Here is a 20,156-nt window from a genome sequence, read left to right on the forward strand (position 1 = left end):
AAATACCCCCGGGGGTAACCTTGGCTGGAGGAAGGCACAAACGTCCGAGCGTGACCGGGGCCACAGTTCGGACGTCCTGTGCCTCGACCCGCCCGCGGACGGGTGTGTGTACTGGCAGGCGTGGAGCTGAGCGAGGTGGATCTGCTGGCGTGCTGCGCGTCCCGCAGGTGGGTCGCGGCGGTCGCCGGGCACCGGGATCTCGACGCGCTGCGCGAGGCCTCGAAACGGGTGCTGGCGGACCTGGAGTGGCCCGAGGTCGAGGAGGCGCTCGCGGCGCACCCCCGCATCGGGGACCGGGTGCGGGGCGACGCGCGGGAGGCCGGCTGGTCGCGGGGCGAGCAGTCCGGGATGGACGGCGCGGCGAGGGAGCTGCGGGACGCGCTGGTCGAGGGGAACCGCGCCTACGAGGAGCGATTCGGGCACGTGTTCCTGATCTGCGCGTCGGGCAGGTCGGCCCTGGAGATGCTCGCGGATCTCCGGGAACGGCTGGGGAATGACGTCGAGACCGAACGGGAGGCCGTCCGGAGGGAGCTGGCCGCGATCGTCGACCTGCGGCTGGTCAAGCTGGCGAAGGAGGGCGCATGAGCCTGTCGACGCACGTGCTGGACGCGGCGAAGGGGCTGCCGGCGGCGGGTGTCACCGTCCGGCTCGACCGGCGCGACGACGGCGGCTGGACGAGCCTGGCGGAGGCGCGCACCGACGCCGACGGCCGGATCGCGGAGTGGGGCGCGGAAACCGGGAAGGGCGTGCACCGGCTCACGTTCGAGACCGCGGGCCTGTCGGAGTTCTACCCCGAGGTCACGGTCGCCTTCACGATCGACGACCCCGGGCGGCACTACCACGTCCCGCTGCTGATCAGCCCGTTCGCGTACTCGACCTACCGGGGGAGCTAGCGGCGATGGCCATCGTGCTCGGACCCAACCGCTACGGGAAGGCGGAGACCCGCGTCGTCCGCGTGACCCGGGACGGCGGCACCCACCGGCTCAAGGACGTCAACGTCAGCGTCTCGCTCTCCGGCGCGATGGAGGACGTGCATCTGACCGGCGACAACGCGGCCGTCCTGCCGACCGACAGCCAGAAGAACACCGTGTTCGCGTTCGCCAAGAAGCACGGCATCGGCGCGATCGAGGACTTCGGCCTGCTGCTCGCGCGCCACTTCGCCGCGTCGCAGCGCGCCGTCACCCATGCCCGCGTGGAGATCCACGAGTACGGCTGGAGCCGGATCGCGGGCGGGCACTCGTTCGTCCGGGACGGCGGCGAAGTCAGGACGGCGCTCGTCCACAGCGACGCCGCGGGCGCCGGGACGGTCGTGTCCGGCCTCACCGACCTCGTCGTCCTCAACTCGACGGGCAGCGAGTTCCACGGGTTCGCGCGGGACGAGTACACGACCCTCGAACCGACCGGCGACCGCGTCCTCGCGACGGCCGTGACCGCGCGGTGGCGCCACACGAGCACGGAGGCGGCCTGGGACGCGTCGTACGCCGCCTCTCGCGATGCCCTCCTCGCAGCGTTCGCCGAGACGCACAGCCTGTCCCTGCAGCAGACGCTCTTCCAGATGGGACGCCGCGTCCTGGACGAACAGGACGGCATCTGCGAGGTCCGGCTGTCGATGCCCAACAAGCACCACTTCCTGGTCGATCTGGCGCCGTTCGGCATGGAGAACGACAACGAGGTCTACTTCGCCGCGGACCGTCCGTACGGGCTCATCGAGGGCACGGTCCTCGATGACGACGCCCCCGGCGACCCGTCCGCCTGGAACTGAGGAACTCTGGAGACATGGACTTCCTGCGACCACTGACCTGGGAGGACGCGCTCGCCGCCAAGGCGGAACGGCCCGGCGCGCGCCCCGTCCAGGGCGGCACGGACGTCATGGTCGAGATCAATTTCGACGCGGACCGGCCGGAGGCGCTGCTCGACCTGACCCGGATCCGCGCCCTCGCCGGATGGGACATGGCGGACGGACGGCTCCGCGTCGGCGCCGGCGTCCCCTACGCGCGCCTGATCACCGAGCTGGGCGGGCACCTGCCCGGTCTCGCGCAGGCGTCCCGGACGGTCGGCTCGCCGCAGATCCGCAACCGCGGCACGGCCGGCGGCAACCTCGGCGCCGCGTCGCCCGCGGGGGACGCGCACCCGCCGCTGCTGGCCGGGGACGCGGTCATCGAGGTCGAGTCGGCGGCGCGCGGCGTACGGATGATCCCGGCGGCCGGCTTCTTCACCGGCGTGAAGCGGAACGCGCTGGAGCCGGACGAGCTGATCCGCGCGTTCTGGACGGTGCCCGCGTCCGGCCCCCAGTACTTCTCCAAGATCGGCACCAGGAACGCGATGGTGATCGCCGTCTGCTCGTTCGCGCTGGCCCTCCACCCCGGGGAGCGCCGGGTCGGCACGGGCCTCGGCTCGGCCGCGCCGACTCCGCGCCGCGCCACCGAGGCGGAGACCTTCATCTCGCACGAACTGGACTGGGAGGGCCGCGGCCCGCTCGCCGAGTCCGCGAAGCAGCGCTTCGGCGAGCTGGTGCGGGAGGCCGCGTCCCCGATCGACGACGTCCGGGGCACGGGCGACTACCGCAGGCACGCGCTGTCGGTGCTGGCGCGCCGCACGCTGACCTGGGCCTGGGACGACTACAGGGCGGCGAAGCCGGGAAGGGAGGCGTCCTGATGCGTGTGAACGTCAACGTCAACGGGGCCGCGGAGGCCGTGGACGACGTGTGGGAGGGCGAGAGCCTCCTCTACATGCTGCGTGAGCGGATGGGCCTCCCCGGCTCGAAGAACGCCTGCGAGCAGGGCGAATGCGGTTCCTGCACCGTCTACCTGGACGGTGTGCCGGTGTGCGCGTGCCTGGTCGCGGCCGGTCAGGCCGAGGGACGCGAGGTCGTCACCGTCGAAGGTCTGGCCCAGGGGTCACCGGGTGATGAGCAGCTCGATCCCGTCCAGGAGGCGTTCGTGGAGACGGGCGCCGTCCAGTGCGGGTTCTGCACCCCCGGGTTGATCGTCCAGTCGCACGACCTGATCGCGCGGAACCCGGCGCCGACGGACGCCGAGATCCGCGAGGCGCTCGCCGGGAACCTGTGCCGCTGCACCGGCTACGAGAAGATCCTGGACGCGGTCCGCCTCGCCGCGCGGCGGAAGGCCACCACATGATCATCGAGAACGCGCACGTCGTCACCGTCTCCGGGGACGAGTACCCGGACGGCCACATCGTCATCGACGGCGACCGCATCACGGCGGTGGGCCCCGGCCCCGCCCCCGCCGGCGACCCCGAGCGCGCCGGCGACCCCGAGCGCGCCGGCGACCCCGAGCGCGTCGACGCCGCCGGCTGCCTCGCCACCCCGGGCCTGGTCAACACCCACCACCACCTCTACCAGTGGGCGAGCCAGGGGATGGTCACCGACGGCACGCTCTTCGAGTGGCTGACCACCCTCTACAAGCCGTGGTCGAAGATGGACGCCGAGGTGGTCTCGGGCGCGGCGACCGCCGGGCTGGCCTGGCTCGCCAAGTCGGGCTGCACCACGTCCACCGACCACCACTACCTGTTCCCGAAGGGGCGCGGCGACCTGTTCGCGGCGGAGGTCGAGGCGGCACACGAGATCGGCGTCCGCTTCCACCCGTGCCGCGGGTCGATGGACCGCGGCGAGTCGCAGGGCGGGCTGCCGCCGGACGAGGTCGTCGAGGACCTCGACACGATCCTCGCCGAGACCGAGGCCGCGATCGACCGGTACCACGACCCGTCGCCCGGCTCCATGCTGCGCGTCGCCGTCGCGCCCTGCTCGCCGTTCTCCGTCACCCGCGAGCTGCTGGCCGAGTCGGCGCGGCTGGCGCGCGACAAGGGCGTCCGGCTGCACACCCACCTCGCGGAGACGGTGGACGAGGAGGAGCACACGCGGGAGCAGTTCGGCATGACGCCGGCCGAGTACATGGACTCGATCGGCTGGCTAGGCCCCGACGTGTGGCTCGCGCACTGCGTCCACCTGCACGACACCGACGTGAAGCGGCTCGCCGAGACCCGCACGGGCACCGCGCACTGCCCGAGCTCGAACGCGCGGCTCGGCGCCGGGATCGCCCGCGTGTCGGACCTGCTGGCGGAGGGCGCGGCGGTCGGGCTCGGCGTGGACGGGTCGGCGTCGGCGGAGCTCGTCCCCCTCGCGGGGGAGCTGCGGCAGGCCCTCTACCTGCAGCGGGCCCGCTACGGCCCGACGTCGCTGACCGCCCGCCAGGCCCTGGAGATGGCGACGCTCGGCGGCGCCCGCTGCCTCGGCCGCGAGGACGAGATCGGCTCCCTCGAACCCGGCAAGCTCGCCGACATCGCGCTGTGGCGGGTGGACGGCTTCCAGGCGGCGATCGACGACCCGGTCGTCGCGTTCGCGTTCGGCCCGGTGCCGCCGCTGCGGCGCCTCCTCGTCGGCGGGCGCACCGTCGTGGACGGCGACACCCTCGTGACCGTCCCGCAGGACGAGGCCGGCCGGCGCGGCGCCGACGCCCACCGCCGGCTCATGCGACTCGCGGAGGAGGTGCTCTGATGGCGTCCCCGGTGAAGAGCCCCGGTCATGTGGCCGCGCCCGGAATCGGCGGGGTCGGGGAGAGCCCGCTGCGGCCGGACGGCACGCTGAAGGTCGCGGGCGAGTTCGCCTTCGCGTCCGACCTGTGGATGGACGGGATGCTGTGGGGCGCGACGCTCCGCAGCCCGCATCCCAGGGCGCTCATCAGGTCGATCGACATCGGGCCGGCGCTCGCGCTGCCCGGCGTCCGGGCCGTCCTGACCCACGCAGACGTGCCGGGACGCGCGATGTTCGGCATCGACCACACCGAGGACCAGCCCGTCCTCGCGATCGACCAGGTCCGGCACCAGGGCGAGCCGGTCGCGCTGGTCGCCGCCGACCACCCGGAGACGGCGCGCCGCGCGATGGAGAGGATCGCCGTCGGGTACGAGGTGCTGGAGCCGATCACCGACCCGCGCGCCGTGATCGCCGACCCCGAGCGGCTGAAGGTTCAGGAACGGGGCGGCATCACCCGGTATCAGCCTGTCCGGGTCGGGGACGTCGACGCGGCGAAGGCCGAGGCCGACGTGATCGTGTCGGGGGAGTACGAGGTCGGCATCCAGGACCAGGCGTTCCTCGGGCCCGAGTCAGGCCTGGCGATCCCGTCCGAGGACGGCGGCATCGACCTGTACGTCTCGACGCAGTGGATCCACAACGACCTCAAGCAGATCGCGCCCTGCCTGGGCCTCGCCGAAGACCAGGTGCACATGACGCTCGCGGGCGTCGGCGGCGCGTTCGGCGGGCGCGAGGACCTGTCGATGCAGATCCACGCCGGCATGCTCGCCCTGCACACCGGCAGGCCGGTGAAGATGTCGTACAACCGGTACGAGTCGTTCTTCGGGCACGTCCACCGGCATCCCGCCCAGATGCGGTACGAGTACGGCGCCACATCGGAGGGGCGGCTCCTCTACGCCGACGTCGAGATCATCCTCGACGGGGGCGCCTACACGTCGTCCACCATGAACGTGGTCGGCAACGCGGCCTCGCTGGGCGTCGGGCCCTACGAGATCCCCAACATCAGGATCGACGGGTACGGCGTCTACACGAACAACCCGCCCTGCGGGGCGATGCGCGGCTTCGGGGCCGTCCAGGCGTGCTTCGCCTACGAGTCGATGATGGACCGGCTCGGCGACGCCTGCGGCCTGGGACCGGTCGAGATCCGCCGCCGCAACGCCGTCACGCAGGGCTCGAAGCTCGCGACGGGCCAGGTCATCGAGTCCCCGGCGCCGCTCGCCGAGATGCTGACGCGGCTGGAGGCGATGCCGCTCCCCGCCGCCACGGACGGCACCGACATCCGGAACCTGCCGGGCGGGGTGTCGCAGACGACGCACGGCGAGGGCGTCGTGCGCGGCGTCGGCTACGGCGTCGGCATCAAGAACATCTGCTTCTCCGAGGCCTTCGACGACCTGTCCACGGCCCGCGTCCGGCTGGAGGTCATCGGCGGCGAGGCCACCGCGCTCGTCCACACGGCGGCGGCCGAAGTCGGGCAGGGGCTCGTCACGGTCCAGGCGCAGGTCGCGCGCACGGAACTGGGCGTCCAGCGGGTCACGATCGCGCCGGCGGACAACGGGGTCGGCGACGCGGGCTCCTCCAGCGCGTCCCGCCAGACGTACATGACGGGCGGCGCGGTGAAGGCGGCCTGCGAGGCGGTGCGGGCCGGACTCCTCGCGCTCGCGGAGCGCCGCCTCGGGCGCGGCGACCTGACCGTCGCCGGCGGCAAGATCGTGTCGCGGGCGGACGGCGTGCTCGGCACCATCGAGGACGTCCTCGGCTCCGAGGTGATCGAGGAGACCCGCGAGTACCACCACCGGCCCACCGCCCGCATGGACCCGGTCACCGGGCAGGGCCGCAGCCACACCCAGCTCGCCCTGTGCGTCCACCGCGCCGTCGTCGACGTGGACGTGGACCTCGGCCTCGTCAAGGTCGTCGAGCTGGCCGCCGTCCAGGACGTCGGTAAGATCATCAACCGGCTGTCGCTGGAGGGCCAGATCCACGGCGGCTCCGCGCAGGGACTCGGCCTCGCCGTGATGGAGGAGATCGTCGTGTCGGACGGCCTCGTCCGGAACCCGTCGTTCACCGACTACCTGATCCCCACCATCCTGGACATGCCGCCCATGCGGCTGGACATCCTGGAAAATCCCGACCCGGAAGCCCCCTACGGCCTGCGCGGCGCCGGCGAACCCCCGACCCTGTCGTCCACCCCCGCGATCGTCGCCGCGATCCGCGCCGCGACGGGCCGCGCCCTCACCCGCGTCCCCGTCCGCCCCGAGCACATCGCGCGACCCGCACCAACGCCCGCCGGCGGCGCCGCATGACGCGCAGCGGCGCGACCGGCCGGTTCGTGGTCAACTGCTCGATCCTGTTCACCGAATTCCCGCTGCTGGAGCGTCCGGCCGCGGCGCGGGCGGCCGGGTTCGAAGAAGTGGAGTTCTGGTGGCCGTGGAACGGTGAGCCGGTACCGTCCGGCGCGGAGGTGGACGCGTTCTGCGGAGCGGTCGAGGACGCCGGAGTGCGGCTCGTCGCGCTCAACCTCTACGCGGGCGACATGGCGGCGGGAGAGCGGGGCGTGCTGTCCGACCCGTCCCGTGCCGAGGAGTTCCGGCGCAGCCTCGGCGTACTGATCCGGATCGCCGGGCGCATGGGCACCCGGTCGTTCAACGCGCTCTACGGGCAGCGGCTCGACGGCGTGGACGCGGCCCGGCAGGACCGGGTCGCGACCTCGAACCTCGTCCACGCCGCCGGCCGGGTCGGCGAGTTCGGCGGGACGCTGCTGGTCGAGCCGCTGGCACGCGGGCTCAACGGCGCCTACCCGCTGGAGACGGCCGCCGACGTCGCCGCGGTGCTGCGGCGCGTCCGGGCGGAGGGCGCCGGGAACGTCCGGTTCCTGTTCGACACGTTCCACCTGGCCGTGAACGGCGACGACCTGGAGAGGGCCGCGCGGGAGCACGCCGCCGACATCGGGCACGTCCAGCTCGCGGACGCGCCCGGACGCGGGCGCCCCGGCACGGGCGGCATCGACTTCGACCGGGTCTTCGCCGTCCTCGACGAGATCGGGTACGGCGGCCGGATCTCGCTCGAATACGTGCCGCGGGGCCCGTCGCCGGAGGAGTTCGCGTGGACGACCTCCTGATCAGATCGCGCCGGGCCGTCCTGCCGGACGGCGAGCGCCCCGCCGCCGTCTCCGTCCGGGACGGCCGCATCACCGCGATCTCCGGCTACGCGGCCGCCGTCCGGGCCGCCGCGGAGGTCGACCTCGGCGAGGTGGCGCTGCTGCCCGGCCTCGTCGACACGCACGTGCACGTCAACGAGCCGGGCCGCACCGAGTGGGAGGGCTTCGCCACCGCGACCCGCGCGGCCGCCGCCGGCGGCGTCACCACGCTCATCGACATGCCGCTCAACTCGCTGCCGCCGACCGTCGACCCCGCCGCGCTGGCCGCCAAGCGGGAGGCCGCCGAGGCCGCGTGCGCCGTGGACGTCGGGTTCTGGGGCGGCGCGATCCCGGGAAACCTGGCATCGCTGCGCCCGCTGCACGACCTCGGCGTCTTCGGGTTCAAGTGCTTCACGTCCGACTCGGGCGTCCCGGAGTTCCCGCCGCTGACGCACGCGGAGATGCGGGCGGCGTTCCGGGAGATCGCCTCGTTCGGCGGGCTGGTCATCGTCCACGCCGAGGACCCGGCCGAGCTCAGCGCACCGTCCGGCGGCGGGTACCCGGACTTCCTCGCGTCGCGGCCCCCGGCCGCCGAGCGCCGCGCCGTCGAGCAGGTCGTCCGGCTGGCGGAGGAGACCGGCGTGCGCGCCCACATCCTGCACCTGTCCGCCGCCGGCTGCCTGGACGTTCTCGCCAAGGCCCAGGCGGACGGCCTCCCCGTCACCGCCGAGACGTGCCCGCACTACCTGGCCCTCGCCTCCGAAGACGCCGCGGGTTCTGCTCATCCGGGGGGCGACCCCCAGACCCCCGGAGGGCGGCCGCCGGAGCCGCTTGCTCCGCTGCGCCCACCGGCGGCCGCGTTCAAGTGCTGCCCGCCCATCCGTCCGGCCGCCAACCGCGAGCTGCTCTGGCAGGGGCTCGCCTCCGGCGTGATCTCGTGCGTCGTCACCGACCACTCGCCCTGCACACCCGAGTTGAAGCGCGGCGACTTCGCGACCGCGTGGGGCGGCATCTCGTCCCTCCAGCTGGGGCTGCCGGTCGTGTGGACGGCCGCGCGCGAGCGCGGGCACCGCCTGGACGAGGTCGTCCGCTGGATGTCCGCGGCGCCCGCCGCCCTGGCCGCCGTCCCCGGCAAGGGCGCCATCGCCGTCGGGAATGACGCCGACCTGGTCGCGTTCGCCCCTGACGAGTCGTTCACCGTCGACCCGGCGGCCCTCCACCACCGGCACCCCGTCACCCCCTACGCGGGCCGGACGCTGACGGGCGCCGTCCGGACCACCTGGCTGCGCGGCGTTCCCACCGGGGAGCGGGCCGCCGGGCGGCTGCTCGCCCGGGAGGCGCGATGACCGAGTTCACCTCCCTGCCGGACCTGGCCGTCCGCACCCTCGGCGGCTCGGTCGTCGCCGCGAGCGACGAGTCCTTCGCCGCGAAGGAGAACCTGGTCAACCCGTGGGCGCCTGCGTTCAGCGCGGAGACCTTCGGGCCGAAGGGGCAGCTGTACGACGGCTGGGAGACGGCCCGCCGCCGCACCGGCGGGCACGACTGGGCGCTGGTCAGGCTCGGCCTCCCCGGCGTCGTCCGCGGCGTCGTGATCGACACGGCCTGGTTCAAGGGCAACTACCCGCCGCGCGCGTCCGTCGAGGCGTGCGCCGTGGACGGCTACCCCGCCGACCTCTCCGGCGCGGAGTGGGTGGAGATCGTCCCGGAGAGCCCGCTCAAGGGGGACGCGGCGCACGCCTTCCCGGTGCGGGCGGAGCGCCTGTTCACGCACGTCCGGCTGAACATGTTCCCGGACGGCGGCATCGCCCGGCTGCGCGTCCACGGCGACGTGGTCCCCGATCCACGCGTCCTGCGGGGCCTGACCGCCGACCTGGCCGCCCTGGAGAACGGCGCCCGCGTCATCGAGTGCTCGGACATGTTCTACTCCTCGCCCGACAACATGCTGTTCCCCGGCCTGGCCCGCAATCAGGCCGAAGGCTGGGAGACGGCCCGCCGCCGCGACGACGGCCACGACTGGGCGGTGATCCGGCTCGCCGCACCCGGCGTCATCAGGCTCGCCGAGATCGACACCACCAACCTCAAGTTCAACGCGCCCGGCGCCGCCGCGCTGCAGGGACTCGACGCCCGCACCGCCGCCGCCGACGCCTGGCACCCCCTCCTGCCCCGCACCGGCCTCCTCCCGGACACCCGGCACCGTTTCCGGCTCGTAACACCCGAGGTCACGCACGTCAGGCTGGACATCCACCCGGACGGCGGCATCGCCCGGCTCCGCCTCCTCGGCGACATGACGCCGGACGGAGCCAAGGAACTCGCCGCCCGCTGGGACGCCCTCACCCAACATTCGGCAAAGTATTGACCGCCGCTAGATATCTGCCTACATTCTGAGCACTCGATCCCGTCGAAGCCTCGTCCGCCGGCCCAATACTCGACAAAATTCTGACGCCCGTGGAGATGACATTTCGTAAGCCCGGCCCCGGAGGATCCCCCATGAAACGACTCCAGGCAGGTACCCTCGCCGCCGTCCTGGCGGTGCCCGCGGCCCTCACCCCGGCGGCCGCCCACGCGTCCGCCGGCCCCGCGCACTACGCCGGCGCCCTTCCCGACGGCGCGTCCTGGATCGCCGACGTCCCCGCCCGCTGGAACGGCACCCTCGTCCTCTTCAGCCACGGCTTCGGGCCGCTCACCCCCGCGGACCGCCCGAGCGAGGCCGCCGGCCAGGCCCTCCTCGACCGCGGCTACGCGCTCGCGGGCTCGTCCTACGACCCGGACGGCTCCCTCTGGGCACTGGGCAGCGCCGTGCGCGACCAGATCGCCACCGGCCGGGCCGTCTCGGAGATCATCGGCCGGCCGCGCAGCACCCTCGCGCTCGGCCAGTCCATGGGCGGACTGGTCAGCGCCGAGCTCGCCGAGACCCGCGCCGTGGACGGCGCCCTCACCGCCTGCGGCATCGTCGGCGGCGGCGCCGACCTGAACAACTACCAGCTCAACGCGGGCCACGCCATCGCGACCCTCCTCGCCCCGTCCCAGCAGATCAAGATCAGCGACTACACGTCCCCCGCCGAGGCGGCGGCCGCCGGCGCCCAGCTCACCCAGGCCGTGCGGGACGCCCAGGCGACCCCGGCGGGCCGCGCCCGCATCGCCCTCGCCTCGGCGTTCCTCAACCAGTCGTCCTGGTTCTCCGGCGACACCGAACCGCCCCGGCACGACTACGCCGCCCGGGAACTCCAGCAGTACCAGTGGCTGACGTCCGGCGTGCTCGGTTTCATCTTCGGGGGCCGGTACTCGATCGACCAGGCCGCCGGCGGCGACAGCGCCTGGAACAAGGGCCTGAACTACGCGCGCCTGCTTCGCGAGTCCGCCGATCTCCGCCAGGTCAAGGCCCTCTACGGGAAGGCCGGCCTGAGCCTGAACGCCGACCTCTCCGAACTCACTGCGAAAGCCGCCAAGCAGGTCGAGCCCGGCCCCCTCGCCTGGATGACCCGCACCTCCGAGCCCACCGGGCGCCTGACCGTCCCGACCCTGACCATCCACACCGTCTCGGACCAGCTCGTCCCGGTCGAGCACCAGAACGAGTACGCCAGAGCCGTCCGCGCCGCCGGACGCGCCCCGCTCCTGCGCCAGGCGTACGTCCACCGGATCGGCCACTGCAACTTCACCGCGTCCGAGTACGTGGCGTCCCTCCAGGCCCTGGAGAAGCGCGTCGAGACCGGCCACTGGCCCGGCACGACCGCGAAGTCCCTGAACAAGGCCGCCGCGTCCCTCTCCCTGGACTCCTCGGCCTTCCTCCGCTACCGCCCGGACCCCCTGGTGGTGCAGCCGTCCCGCCCCTGACCGGGCGCATGCGGAACGCCCCCGGCGGATGGCCGGGGGCGTCGCCGTCGGCGGGGTCAGGGAGCCTCGGTGGGGTCCTCTTCCAGGAGGTCGTCGAACTCGCCGTCCTTGACGCCCGCGATGAAGGCGTCCCACTCGGCCTCGGTGAAGTAGAGGATGGGCCCCTCCGGGTTCTTGGCGTCGCGCATGACGACGGCCCGCTCACCGAAGTCCTTGTGCTGGACGGGGACGTCCTTGCCATCGATGAACTCGATGATGACCCCGTCGCTGAGGATCGGTTCCTGCTCGGTCACTGGCACACCTTCTTCGTCCCGGCTCGTGTCGGGCTCAAGGCTAGTGCGGAAGGGGCCGGCGCCACACGCGGAACGCGGTTCGCGGTCAGGGGTCGATGAGGAGGCGCGCGGCGCTGATCTCCAGGCGGGACTGGATCTCCTCGGCGGTCGCGTTGCCGCGCAGCATCTCGATCATCTCCATGGTCCAGATGCCGGACAGCGCACGGGCCACGAGGCGGCGCGGGTCGTCGGCGGGGATGTCCTCGGGCGGGCCGGACGCGGCGCGCAGCAGCAACTCGCTCATCCGCTCGCCGAAGTCGGTCTTGACGTCGGACAGGAGGAGGGAGCGGATCAGCGCCTCCGCCAGCTCGGGCTCGCGCATGAGGCCGCGGGTGGCGCGCATCAGCACCTCCACCGCGCGTGCGGGGGCGTCGCCGGCGCGGGGCGGGCGGCGCTCGATGCTGCCTTCGAGGAGCAGGATCTCCTCGCTGACGACCGCGACGACCAGGTCCATCTTGGACGGGAAGTAGCGGTAGAGCGTGCCGAGCGCGACCCCGGCCCGCTCGGAGACGGTGCGCATCTGCATCGCCTCGATGCCGCCGCGCGACGCGAGCGCCGCGGCCGCCTGGACGATACGCTTGCGCCGCTGGTGCTGGCTGCGGGAGCGCACGCCCTGCCCGGCCGCCTGTCCCGCCGGCTGACTCCGGGTCTCGTCCCCGGTCACGGTCGGCTCTGCGGTCACGGTCGTCGTCCCTTCTGTGCGGGCTCGGTCACCCGACGCGTCCTCCCCAGCCTACAGCCTCGGCGAGAACGTGTTATCTGATCGGCCGATGACGGTCGGTTCCGGTGGACATCTACCCAGCGCGGGACCCTGGCACGCCAGCGGATTCGGGCCGATAACGGGGACCGGCCGATCTCTGGACACAGAGTAGAATCTGTTCTACTTTTTCGCCGTGGGGGCGTCCCGGGAGGTGGGCATGGTGAGCGTCGCGGCACTGCTCGCGGCCAGGGCGGACGACGACCGGCCGGGGCTGCGCTCCGCCGACGACGGACGGGCCTGGACGTGGCGGGAGGTCGTCGCCGAATGCGCCGTCCGCGTCACCCACCGCAAGATGGCCGTGCCGGGGGAGATGCTCGCCGAGCGCATGCTGTCCCCGGAGTCGGTCGTCTACTGCCCGATGCCGCTGTTCCACTCGGGCGCGGTCATGGCGGCGTACGCGCCCGCGCTCGCGGCCGGCGCCGAGCTGGTGCTGCGGGCGAGGTTCTCGGCGTCCGGCCTGCTGCCCGACGTACGCGCGCACGGCTGCACCTACAAGATCCGCAAGCGCCGGCTGGCCAAGGACGGCTGGCGCACCGACGACCCGGTGTGGTGGCGGCCCGGACGCGACCTCGCCTACCGCCGGATGACCGCCGCGAACGCGGCCGGCCTGCGGGCCGAGTTCGAGTGGTGCGGCCGGCTGCACCTCCTGGAAGGGAGCGGATGAGTGGACTTCAACCTCGACGAGACCCAGCAAGAGATCAAGGGCCTCGCCGCCGGAGTGCTCGGGCGCGAGGCCGCGCAGGAGCGGCTGGAGGCGTTCGAGAAGAGCGGCGCCCCCTACGACGAGGCGGCCTGGAAGGCGCTCGCGCAGGCGGGGCTGCTCGGGATCGTCCTGCCGGAGGACGCCGGTGGCGCCGGCCTCGGCCCGGTCGAACTGGCGGTGATCCTGCGCGAGGTCGGCCTCCGCACCGCGCCCGTCCCGGTGTACGCGTCGCTGGCGCTGGCGGCCGTCCCGATCGCCGCGCACGGCACGGCGGAGCAGCGCGCCCTGCTCGCTCCGCTGGCCGCGGGCGCGACCGTCCTGACCGGTGCGTACCGGGAGATCGGCCCGGCCGGGGAGATCGCCACGACCGCCCGCAAGGGCGGCGACGGCTACGTCCTCAACGGCGTGAAGACGTTCGTCCCGTATGCGCGGGAGGCGTCGCGGATTCTCGTCCCGGCGCGCGTCGAGGGCGAGGGCGTCGGCGTCTTCCTGGTCGAGCCAGCCGCCGCGACGATCATCAAGCAGCCGTCGGCGACGAGCGAGTCGCTGTCGCGCGTCGAGCTCGGCGACACCAGGGTCGGTCCCGGCGCCCTGCTCGGCGGGACGGCGGACGGCGCCGCCTGGGACACCCTCCGCCGCTCGGCCGTCGCCGGCGCGGTCGCGATCTCGTCCGGCGTCATCGAGGGCGCGCTGGAGCTGACCAAGGAGTACACGAAGACCCGCGAGCAGTTCGACCGGGCGCTCGCGCAGTTCCAGGCGGTCACGATGCAGATCAGTGACGTCTACATCGCGAAGCGGGCCCTGGACGTGGCCGTCTGGGCGGGCGTGTGGCGGCTGGCCCAGGGCGCCGCCGACGCCGAGGAGCTGCTGACGATCGCCTCGGTCAACGCGTGCGATCCCGTCATCAAGGCCCTCTACACCTGCCAGCACCTGCACGGCGGCATCGGCCTGGACGTCACCTACCCGCTGCACCGCTACTTCGCCTGGGGCAAGCACTGCGGGCACCTGCTCGGCGGCGCGGAAGACCGGCTCGACGCGCTCGGTGCGCTCATCGCCCAGGAGGCCTGAATGTTCATCGACCTGACCGACGAGCAGAAGAAGCTCCGCGCCGAGCTGCGCGAATACTTCGAGAACTGCCTGACCGCCGGGCAGCGCGCCGCGATCGCGGCCGACCCGTTCGGCTCCGCCTACATGGAGCACTGCAGGCGGCTCGGCCGCGACGGGATGCTGGGCGTCGCGCTGCCGAAGGAGTACGGCGGCCGCGGGTTCGGCCCGGTCGAGCAGACGATCTTCGCGAACGAGATCGCCCGCGCCGAGGTCACCTACCCGCTGATCACGCTGAACTCGGTCGCGCCGACGATCCTGCAGTACGGGTCGGACGCGCACAAGGAGTTCTTCATCCCGCGCATCCTCGCGGGGGAGTGCCACTTCGCGATCGGCTACAGCGAGCCGGGCGCGGGCACCGACCTCGCCGCCCTGCGCACCACCGCGGTGAGGGACGGCGACCACTACGTCGTCAACGGGCAGAAGATCTTCACGTCCGGCGCGCACCACTCCGACTACGTGTGGCTCGCGGCCCGCACCGACCCGTCCGCGAAGAAGCACAAGGGCATCTCGATGTTCATCGTCGACTGCAAGGACCCGGGCTTCTCCTGGACGCCGATCATCACGATGGACGGCGCCCACCACACGAACTCGACGTACTTCCAGGACATCCGCGTCCCCGCCGACATGATGATCGGCGAGGAGAACAAGGGCTGGGACCTCATCGTCAACCAGCTCAACCACGAGCGGGTCACGCTCGGCCCGGCCGGCAACATCGGGCACACCCGCATCCGGTTCGAGCGCTGGGCCCGCAGCACCGCCGGCCGGGACGGCCGCCCGCTCATCGAGGCGCCCGCCGTCCGCCGCGCGCTCGCCCAGGTGCACGCCTACCTGCGCGTCAACGAGATCCTCAACTGGCAGGTCGCCGCGAACCAGGACCTCGGCTGGCTCGGCGCCGCCGACGCGTCCGCCACGAAGATCTACTCCTCGGAGCGGATGCAGGACGTCGGCCGGATCATCGGCGACGTCCTCGCCCGCTACGGCGACCCCGGCGACCCGGAGACCGCGGCCTTCATGGCGGCGCTCGACCGGCTGGCCAAGGGCGCGCTCGTGCTGACGTTCGGCGGCGGCGTCAACGAGATCCAGCGCGAGCTGATCGCCATGATCGGCCTCGGGCTCCCCCGCGCCCCCCGCTGATCGCTCAGGAGGGTTTCGCGGCCGGCGCCTTCTTGGGCTCGGCGCCGTGCGCGAAGCCGGTCGTGTCGTCCGCGCCCCGCTGCGGTTCCCGCTGGGCCTCCAGCCGGGGCAGGACGCGGCGCAGGTCGTCCAGGAACAGCTCGGCCAGGTCGTGGCCGAAGCCGTTGCGCACCACCACGCGCAGGACGGCGAGGTCGGTGCGGTTCTCCGGGAAGGTGTAGGCGGGCACGAGCCACCCCGATTCGCGCAGCGCGGCCGACACGTCGTAGACCGTGAAGTTCCGGACGTCCTTCCGGACCCGGAACGCGAACACCGGCAGCTCGTCCCCGCCGGTGAGCGTCTCGAACGGGCCGAACCGGCCGATCTCCGCCGCCAGCCGCGTTGCGACGTCCCGGCACGTCTGCTGGACCCGGCGGTACCCGTCGAAGCCGAGCCGCAGGAAGTTGTAGTACTGGGCGACGACCTGCGCGCCGGGACGGGAGAAGTTCAGCGCGAACGTCGGCATGTCGCCGCCGAGGTAGTTCACCCGGAAGACCAGGTCCTCCGGGAGGGCCTCCTCGTCCCGCCACAGCGCCCAGCCGAGGCCCGGCATGACCAGGCCGTACTTGTGCCCGGACGTGTTGATCGACGCGACCCGCGGCAGCCGGAAGTCCCACTCCAGGTCCGGGTCGAGAAACGGGGCGATCATCGCGCCGGACGCGCCGTCCACGTGCACGGGCACGTCGAGCCCGGTCCGCCGCTCCAGGTCGTCGAGCGCGGCGGCGATCTCCGCGACGGGCTCGTAGCTGCCGTCGAACGTCGAGCCGAGGACGGCGACGACCCCGATCGTGTTCTCGTCGCACAGCTCCACGGCCTCCCGGGCGCCGAGGTGGTACCGGCCGCCCTCCATCGGCACGTAGCGGGGCTCGACCTCGAAGTAGTCCGCGAACTTCTCCCAGCAGATCTGCACGTTGACGCCCATGACGAGGTTCGGCCGGTCCGCGGGCTCGCCGGCCTCCCGGCGCCGCCGCCGCCAGCGCCGCTTCAGCGCGAGGCCGCCGAGCATCGCCGCCTCGCTGGACCCGGTGGTCGAGCAGCCCACGGCGCGGCGCGGGTCCGCGGCGTGCCACAGCCGGGCGAGCATGTGCACGCAGCGCATCTCCAGCTCGGCGGTGCGCGGGTACTCGTCCTTGTCGATCATGTTCTTCTCGGCGCACTCGGCCATCAGCCGCAGCGCCTCCGGCTCCGCCCACGTGGACACGAACGTCGCGAGGTTCAGCCGCGCGTTGCCGTCCAGCATCAGCTCGTCGTGGACGACCTGGTAGGCGATGCCCGGGTCGAGCTCGCCGGCGGGCAGCGCGTAGCGGGGAATGGTGAGCGGCTCGCGGCTGAAGACGGGATTGATCCGCAGGTCACGCCCGCCGTCCCCGGCGGCATGGGGATGCTTGAGGGCCATGCCGCCGCAGTACCCGCCCCCTCCGGCACCACACCCGCGCGGGGGGACGGCTACTCGGCCGGCTGCACCGGGAAGTTGAGGCCGCTCTCCAGGATGGCGAACGCCTGGTCGACCGCCTCCGAGAGCGTGGCGAACGTCCCGCCCATGCGGCCGGCGGCGTCGGCCGCGGCCTGGAAGCCGCAGTGCGCGGCGGCGGCGACGACGTGCGGGCGCAGGTCGGTGCCGGGGTCGAGGCCCATCCGCTGCGCGACGATGTCGGTCAGCAGCGCCTGCTTGCGCTGCGCGTGCTCCAGGCTGCCCGCCATCAGGGTGGGGCTGTCCTTCACCATCGACACCATGCACTCGAAGCGCCCCGGGTCGAAGCCCAGCTCGCCCGCCTCGCAGGCGCGCGCGATCTCCACCACGGTGCGCCGCAGCGCGGTCATGATCGGCTCGTCGGCGGGACGCGTGGCCAGCACCGATGTGACGGCCCGGACCTGATCCTCCTGGAAGGTGAGTGCGACGTCCTCCTTCGAGGCGAAGTAGCGGAAGAACGTGCGGGACGAGACGTCCACGGCGTCGGCGATCTCCTCGACGGTGGTGGCGTCGAACCCCTTCTCGGCGAAGAGGGCGAATGCGGCGTCGATGAGCGCCTCACGGGTGCGCTGCTTCTTGCGTTCGCGCCTGCCCGGGGGCTGGGGTCCGGGACCGGGCGTGCCGGCCTCGGGGGCGGTCGCGGTCATGCGCGCAGTGTAACCAGCGGGTGAACGCGTGCCAAGTGGCAGTGGACGAATTCTGTCGTAAGCTGAATCATGTCTGGATGTGACCTCAGGCAGTTGACGACAACTGTCATGGCATGACACTTTGAACCCCAGTCAAGCCGGAGGTCGATCATGACTCACTTGCAGGGCGCCGGAACACTCGAACCCGGCGCCGTCCACGCCCCCCCGCGCGACCGGGCGCGGGCCCTCCCATCAAGACCGGGGCACGGGCACCCGTGGCTCACCCTCGTCGCCGTCGCGCTCGGCGTGATGATGGTCGGCCTGGACGCGACCGTCGTGTCCATCGCCAACCCCGCGATCGCCAAGGACCTCGGCGCGAGCCTGTCCGGCCTGCAGTGGGTGACCAACGCCTACCTGCTGGCGCTCGCCGTCACGCTGATCCCCGCCGGGAAGATCGCCGACCGGTTCGGACGCAAGCGGACGTTCCTCGCCGGGGTGATCGGGTTCGCCGTCTCCTCCCTGCTCATCGGGCTGTCCGGCGGGCTCGGGATGGTGATCTTCTGGCGGGTCGTGCAGGGCTTCGCGGGCGCGCTGCTGCAGCCCGCCAGCCTCGCCATCCTGCGCAACACCTTCCCCGCCGAGCGACTCAACACCGCGATCGGCATCTGGGGCTCCACCGTCGGCATCTCGATCGCGGGCGGCCCGATCGTGGCCGGACTGCTGGTCGAGAACGTCAACTGGGAGTCGGTGTTCTTCCTCAACGCCCCGCTCGGCCTGGTCGCGCTGCTGGTCGGCGCCTGGGTGATCCGCGAGTCGCGGGACGAGGAGGCCGCCGGCTCGTTCGACCTGCCCGGCGTCGCGCTGCTCAGCGGCGCGCTGTTCGCCCTGGTCTGGGGGCTCATCAAGGCCGGTGAGAACGGGTTCGGGGACGCCGTCCCGCTGGTGTCGTTCGCCGTGTCCGCCGTGCTGTTCGCCGCGTTCGTCTGGAACGAGCTGCGGGTGGAGCGCCCGCTGCTGCCGCTGGACCTGTTCCGCTCGGTGTCGCTGTCGGCCGCGACCGGCCTCATCGTCCTCGGCTTCTTCGCGATGTTCGGGACGATCTTCTTCATCACCCTCTACCTGCAGCAGGTGCACGGGATGAGCCCGGTGGAGGCCGGTGTCCGGATGCTGCCGATGACCGGCGTGTTCATCGTCGCGTCCCCCATCGCGGGCGCGCTGACCAGCCGGTTCGGACCGCGCGTGCCGCTGGCCCTCGGGATGGGGTTCACCGCGGTCGCGATGTTCGGCCTGTCCCGCATCGGGGTGGAAGCCCCCTACGTGCAGCTCTGGCCGTGGTTCGTCCTCGTCGGCCTCGCGTTCGGCATGATCATCGTCGCCGGGACGGAGGCCATCGTCGGCAACGCGCCCGCCCACCTCGCGGGCGTCGCGGGCGGCCTGCAGCAGACCGCCTCGCAGGTCGGCGGCGTCCTCGGCACGTCCGTGCTGGGCGTGCTGCTGTCGACCAAGGTCGGGGACGTGCTGTTCGGGCGGCTGACGGACGCGGGTGTGCCGGCCCCGGCGGCCCAGCGACTGGAAGGCGCGGGCGGGCTCGTGTCGCAGGGCGTCGCGCCCGTCCCGCCGGGCACGCCGGACCAGGCCGCGGACGCCATCACCACCGGCAGCCACCTCGCGTTCATGGACGGCTTCCAGGAGTCCCTGACCGTCGCGGCGGCGGTCGCGCTCGCCGCCGTCCTCGCGGCCCTGCTCGTGCGGCGCGGCGGCACCGCGGTCGACGGCGCCGCGGCCGTCTGATCGCGCGGGGTTAGGCTGCCGGTGTGATCGCTGCGTTCGTGAGGCGGTACGCGATGCCGCTGACGTTCCTGGGGCTGTTCGCCGCCATCTGGATGGTGCAGGCCCTCGTCCTGCCGCCGGGCGCCCGGCACGCGCTGATCGCCTGGGCCAGCACCAACCTGTCGAACCTCGCGGTCAACCCGGTCGGGACGATGGTCGCGTCGGCGTTCGTCGCCGAGGGGGCGCAGGGCGTGCTGCTGGTCGTGGCGGCGATCGGGCTGTTCCCCCTCACCCGGCGGTTCGGGAACCTGCGGGCCGTGGTGCTCGTCGGCGCCTCGCACGTCCTCGGCACCCTCGTCAGCCAGGGCATCGCGCTCGTGCGGCTGGAGTCCGGCCTGCTGTCGGAGTCCATCCGCACGATCCCCGACGTCGGCCCGTCCTACGTGCTGTGCGCGGCGCTCGTCGCGGCGTTCCTGTACGGGCGGGGGCGGATGCGGCGGCTGCTGGCGCTCGCCGGCTGGTGCGCGCTCGTGCCCGTCCTGCTGGACGGCCTGCTCGCGCTCCAGGTCGCCGCCGTCGGGCATCTGACGGCGATGCTGGCGGGCGCGCTGATCGGCGGGCTGCTCCTGCTGCTGGAGCGCCGCCGCGTCGCCGTGCCCGCGGCTCCGGAGATCGCGCGGCCGGGACCGGTCGCGGGGGCCTGA

The 20,156-nt window shown here is 73.0% G+C and carries 19 protein-coding genes and 1 pseudogene; 16 read left to right on the forward strand and 4 right to left on the reverse strand.

Annotated features, from left to right (window positions below; genetic code table 11):
* Positions 1-120 precede the first annotated feature (120 nt).
* The 11 genes from uraD (at position 121) to AL2_RS13405 (ending at position 11,510) form a co-directional block, all read left to right on the forward strand.
* Complete coding sequence (uraD, locus tag AL2_RS13355; protein ID WP_245666616.1) at positions 121-585, forward strand: 2-oxo-4-hydroxy-4-carboxy-5-ureidoimidazoline decarboxylase; 465 nt, start codon at positions 121-123, stop codon at positions 583-585.
* Positions 582-893 carry a hydroxyisourate hydrolase gene (gene uraH, locus AL2_RS13360; protein WP_067633615.1) on the forward strand — a complete coding sequence of 104 codons (312 nt, stop codon included), beginning with the start codon at positions 582-584 and terminating at the stop codon, positions 891-893. The genes uraD and uraH overlap by 4 nt, the downstream gene beginning before the upstream one ends.
* 5 nt (positions 894-898) lie before the next feature.
* A complete protein-coding gene (gene pucL, locus AL2_RS13365; RefSeq protein WP_067633617.1) occupies positions 899-1,762 on the forward strand; it encodes a factor-independent urate hydroxylase in 864 nt (287 codons plus the stop codon).
* A 14-nt stretch (positions 1,763-1,776) separates the two neighbouring features.
* Positions 1,777-2,655: an FAD binding domain-containing protein gene (locus AL2_RS13370; RefSeq protein WP_067633619.1), complete on the forward strand. Its 879-nt coding sequence runs from the start codon at positions 1,777-1,779 to the stop codon at positions 2,653-2,655.
* Positions 2,655-3,137 carry a (2Fe-2S)-binding protein gene (locus tag AL2_RS13375; RefSeq protein WP_067633621.1) on the forward strand — a complete coding sequence of 161 codons (483 nt, stop codon included), beginning with the start codon at positions 2,655-2,657 and terminating at the stop codon, positions 3,135-3,137. Before AL2_RS13370 ends, AL2_RS13375 begins: the two co-directional genes overlap by 1 nt.
* The gene (locus tag AL2_RS13380) at positions 3,134-4,513 is read left to right on the forward strand and encodes an 8-oxoguanine deaminase (RefSeq protein ID WP_174550839.1); all 1,380 of its coding nucleotides are present in this window, start codon (positions 3,134-3,136) and stop codon (positions 4,511-4,513) included. Before AL2_RS13375 ends, AL2_RS13380 begins: the two co-directional genes overlap by 4 nt.
* The gene (locus tag AL2_RS13385) at positions 4,513-6,846 is read left to right on the forward strand and encodes a xanthine dehydrogenase family protein molybdopterin-binding subunit (RefSeq protein WP_174550840.1); all 2,334 of its coding nucleotides are present in this window, start codon (positions 4,513-4,515) and stop codon (positions 6,844-6,846) included. Before AL2_RS13380 ends, AL2_RS13385 begins: the two co-directional genes overlap by 1 nt.
* Positions 6,843-7,661, forward strand: a complete 819-nt coding sequence (locus AL2_RS13390; RefSeq protein WP_067633623.1) for a hydroxypyruvate isomerase family protein — start codon at positions 6,843-6,845, stop codon at positions 7,659-7,661. The genes AL2_RS13385 and AL2_RS13390 overlap by 4 nt, the downstream gene beginning before the upstream one ends.
* Entirely contained in the window at positions 7,646-9,025 is a 1,380-nt protein-coding gene (locus AL2_RS13395) for an amidohydrolase family protein (protein ID WP_067633625.1), read from the forward strand. The genes AL2_RS13390 and AL2_RS13395 overlap by 16 nt, the downstream gene beginning before the upstream one ends.
* The gene (gene alc, locus AL2_RS13400) at positions 9,022-10,035 is read left to right on the forward strand and encodes an allantoicase (RefSeq protein ID WP_067633626.1); all 1,014 of its coding nucleotides are present in this window, start codon (positions 9,022-9,024) and stop codon (positions 10,033-10,035) included. The genes AL2_RS13395 and alc overlap by 4 nt, the downstream gene beginning before the upstream one ends.
* 131 nt (positions 10,036-10,166) lie before the next feature.
* Complete coding sequence (locus tag AL2_RS13405) at positions 10,167-11,510, forward strand: alpha/beta fold hydrolase (RefSeq protein WP_067633628.1); 1,344 nt, start codon at positions 10,167-10,169, stop codon at positions 11,508-11,510.
* 56 nt (positions 11,511-11,566) lie between these two features.
* On the opposite strand, the gene AL2_RS38315 is transcribed toward AL2_RS13405, so the two are convergent.
* Both AL2_RS38315 and AL2_RS13415 read right to left on the reverse strand, forming a co-directional pair.
* The gene (locus AL2_RS38315; protein WP_067633630.1) at positions 11,567-11,803 is read right to left on the reverse strand and encodes a DUF397 domain-containing protein; all 237 of its coding nucleotides are present in this window, start codon (positions 11,801-11,803) and stop codon (positions 11,567-11,569) included.
* An 85-nt stretch (positions 11,804-11,888) separates the two neighbouring features.
* Positions 11,889-12,524 carry a TetR family transcriptional regulator gene (locus tag AL2_RS13415; protein ID WP_083946473.1) on the reverse strand — a complete coding sequence of 212 codons (636 nt, stop codon included), beginning with the start codon at positions 12,522-12,524 and terminating at the stop codon, positions 11,889-11,891.
* 211 nt (positions 12,525-12,735) lie between these two features.
* Here AL2_RS13415 and AL2_RS39155 point away from each other — a divergent pair, with 211 nt between their 5' ends.
* Genes AL2_RS39155 through AL2_RS13430 form a run of 3 tightly spaced genes read left to right on the forward strand, consistent with a single transcriptional unit; the run spans position 12,736 to position 15,546 of the window.
* On the forward strand, positions 12,736-13,266 hold the full coding sequence (locus tag AL2_RS39155) for a hypothetical protein (RefSeq protein ID WP_245666618.1): 531 nt from the start codon (positions 12,736-12,738) through the stop codon (positions 13,264-13,266).
* Positions 13,267-14,373 carry an acyl-CoA dehydrogenase family protein gene (locus AL2_RS13425; RefSeq protein ID WP_067633634.1) on the forward strand — a complete coding sequence of 369 codons (1,107 nt, stop codon included), beginning with the start codon at positions 13,267-13,269 and terminating at the stop codon, positions 14,371-14,373.
* Positions 14,374-15,546, forward strand: coding sequence for an acyl-CoA dehydrogenase family protein (locus AL2_RS13430; RefSeq protein WP_067633636.1), 1,173 nt, complete (start codon positions 14,374-14,376; stop codon positions 15,544-15,546).
* A 4-nt stretch (positions 15,547-15,550) separates the two neighbouring features.
* Here the strand turns inward: AL2_RS13430 and gad are convergent, their stop codons facing one another.
* On the reverse strand, positions 15,551-16,981 hold the full coding sequence (gene gad / locus AL2_RS13435; protein WP_067633638.1) for a glutamate decarboxylase: 1,431 nt from the start codon (positions 16,979-16,981) through the stop codon (positions 15,551-15,553).
* A 50-nt stretch (positions 16,982-17,031) separates the two neighbouring features.
* A complete protein-coding gene (locus AL2_RS13440; protein WP_067633640.1) occupies positions 17,032-17,703 on the reverse strand; it encodes a TetR family transcriptional regulator in 672 nt (223 codons plus the stop codon).
* A gap of 228 nt (positions 17,704-17,931) precedes the next feature.
* Between AL2_RS13440 and AL2_RS13445 the strand changes: the two are divergent.
* A pseudogene (locus AL2_RS13445) lies at positions 17,932-19,489 on the forward strand (MFS transporter); the annotation flags it as partial.
* Between the two features lie 7 nt (positions 19,490-19,496).
* Positions 19,497-20,156 carry a rhomboid-like protein gene (locus tag AL2_RS13450; protein ID WP_157438130.1) on the forward strand — a complete coding sequence of 220 codons (660 nt, stop codon included), beginning with the start codon at positions 19,497-19,499 and terminating at the stop codon, positions 20,154-20,156.

Source organism: Actinomadura latina NBRC 106108 (genome assembly GCF_001552195.1).
Taxonomy (GTDB): Bacteria; Actinomycetota; Actinomycetes; order Streptosporangiales; family Streptosporangiaceae; genus Spirillospora; species Spirillospora latina.

What these genes read in the sequence shown, in the direction of transcription:
- uraH (WP_067633615.1), top strand. Translation starts at nt 582, where the DNA reads ATGAGCCTGTCGACGCACGTGCTGGACGCGGCGAAGGGGCTGCCGGCG.
- pucL (WP_067633617.1), top strand. Translation starts at nt 899, where the DNA reads ATGGCCATCGTGCTCGGACCCAACCGCTACGGGAAGGCGGAGACCCGC.
- AL2_RS13370 (WP_067633619.1), top strand. Translation starts at nt 1,777, where the DNA reads ATGGACTTCCTGCGACCACTGACCTGGGAGGACGCGCTCGCCGCCAAG.
- AL2_RS13375 (WP_067633621.1), top strand. Translation starts at nt 2,655, where the DNA reads ATGCGTGTGAACGTCAACGTCAACGGGGCCGCGGAGGCCGTGGACGAC.
- AL2_RS13380 (WP_174550839.1), top strand. Translation starts at nt 3,134, where the DNA reads ATGATCATCGAGAACGCGCACGTCGTCACCGTCTCCGGGGACGAGTAC.
- AL2_RS13385 (WP_174550840.1), top strand. Translation starts at nt 4,513, where the DNA reads ATGGCGTCCCCGGTGAAGAGCCCCGGTCATGTGGCCGCGCCCGGAATC.
- AL2_RS13390 (WP_067633623.1), top strand. Translation starts at nt 6,843, where the DNA reads ATGACGCGCAGCGGCGCGACCGGCCGGTTCGTGGTCAACTGCTCGATC.
- alc (WP_067633626.1), top strand. Translation starts at nt 9,022, where the DNA reads ATGACCGAGTTCACCTCCCTGCCGGACCTGGCCGTCCGCACCCTCGGC.
- AL2_RS13405 (WP_067633628.1), top strand. Translation starts at nt 10,167, where the DNA reads ATGAAACGACTCCAGGCAGGTACCCTCGCCGCCGTCCTGGCGGTGCCC.
- AL2_RS13430 (WP_067633636.1), top strand. Translation starts at nt 14,374, where the DNA reads ATGTTCATCGACCTGACCGACGAGCAGAAGAAGCTCCGCGCCGAGCTG.
- gad (WP_067633638.1), bottom strand. Translation starts at nt 16,981, where the DNA reads ATGGCCCTCAAGCATCCCCATGCCGCCGGGGACGGCGGGCGTGACCTG.
- AL2_RS13440 (WP_067633640.1), bottom strand. Translation starts at nt 17,703, where the DNA reads ATGACCGCGACCGCCCCCGAGGCCGGCACGCCCGGTCCCGGACCCCAG.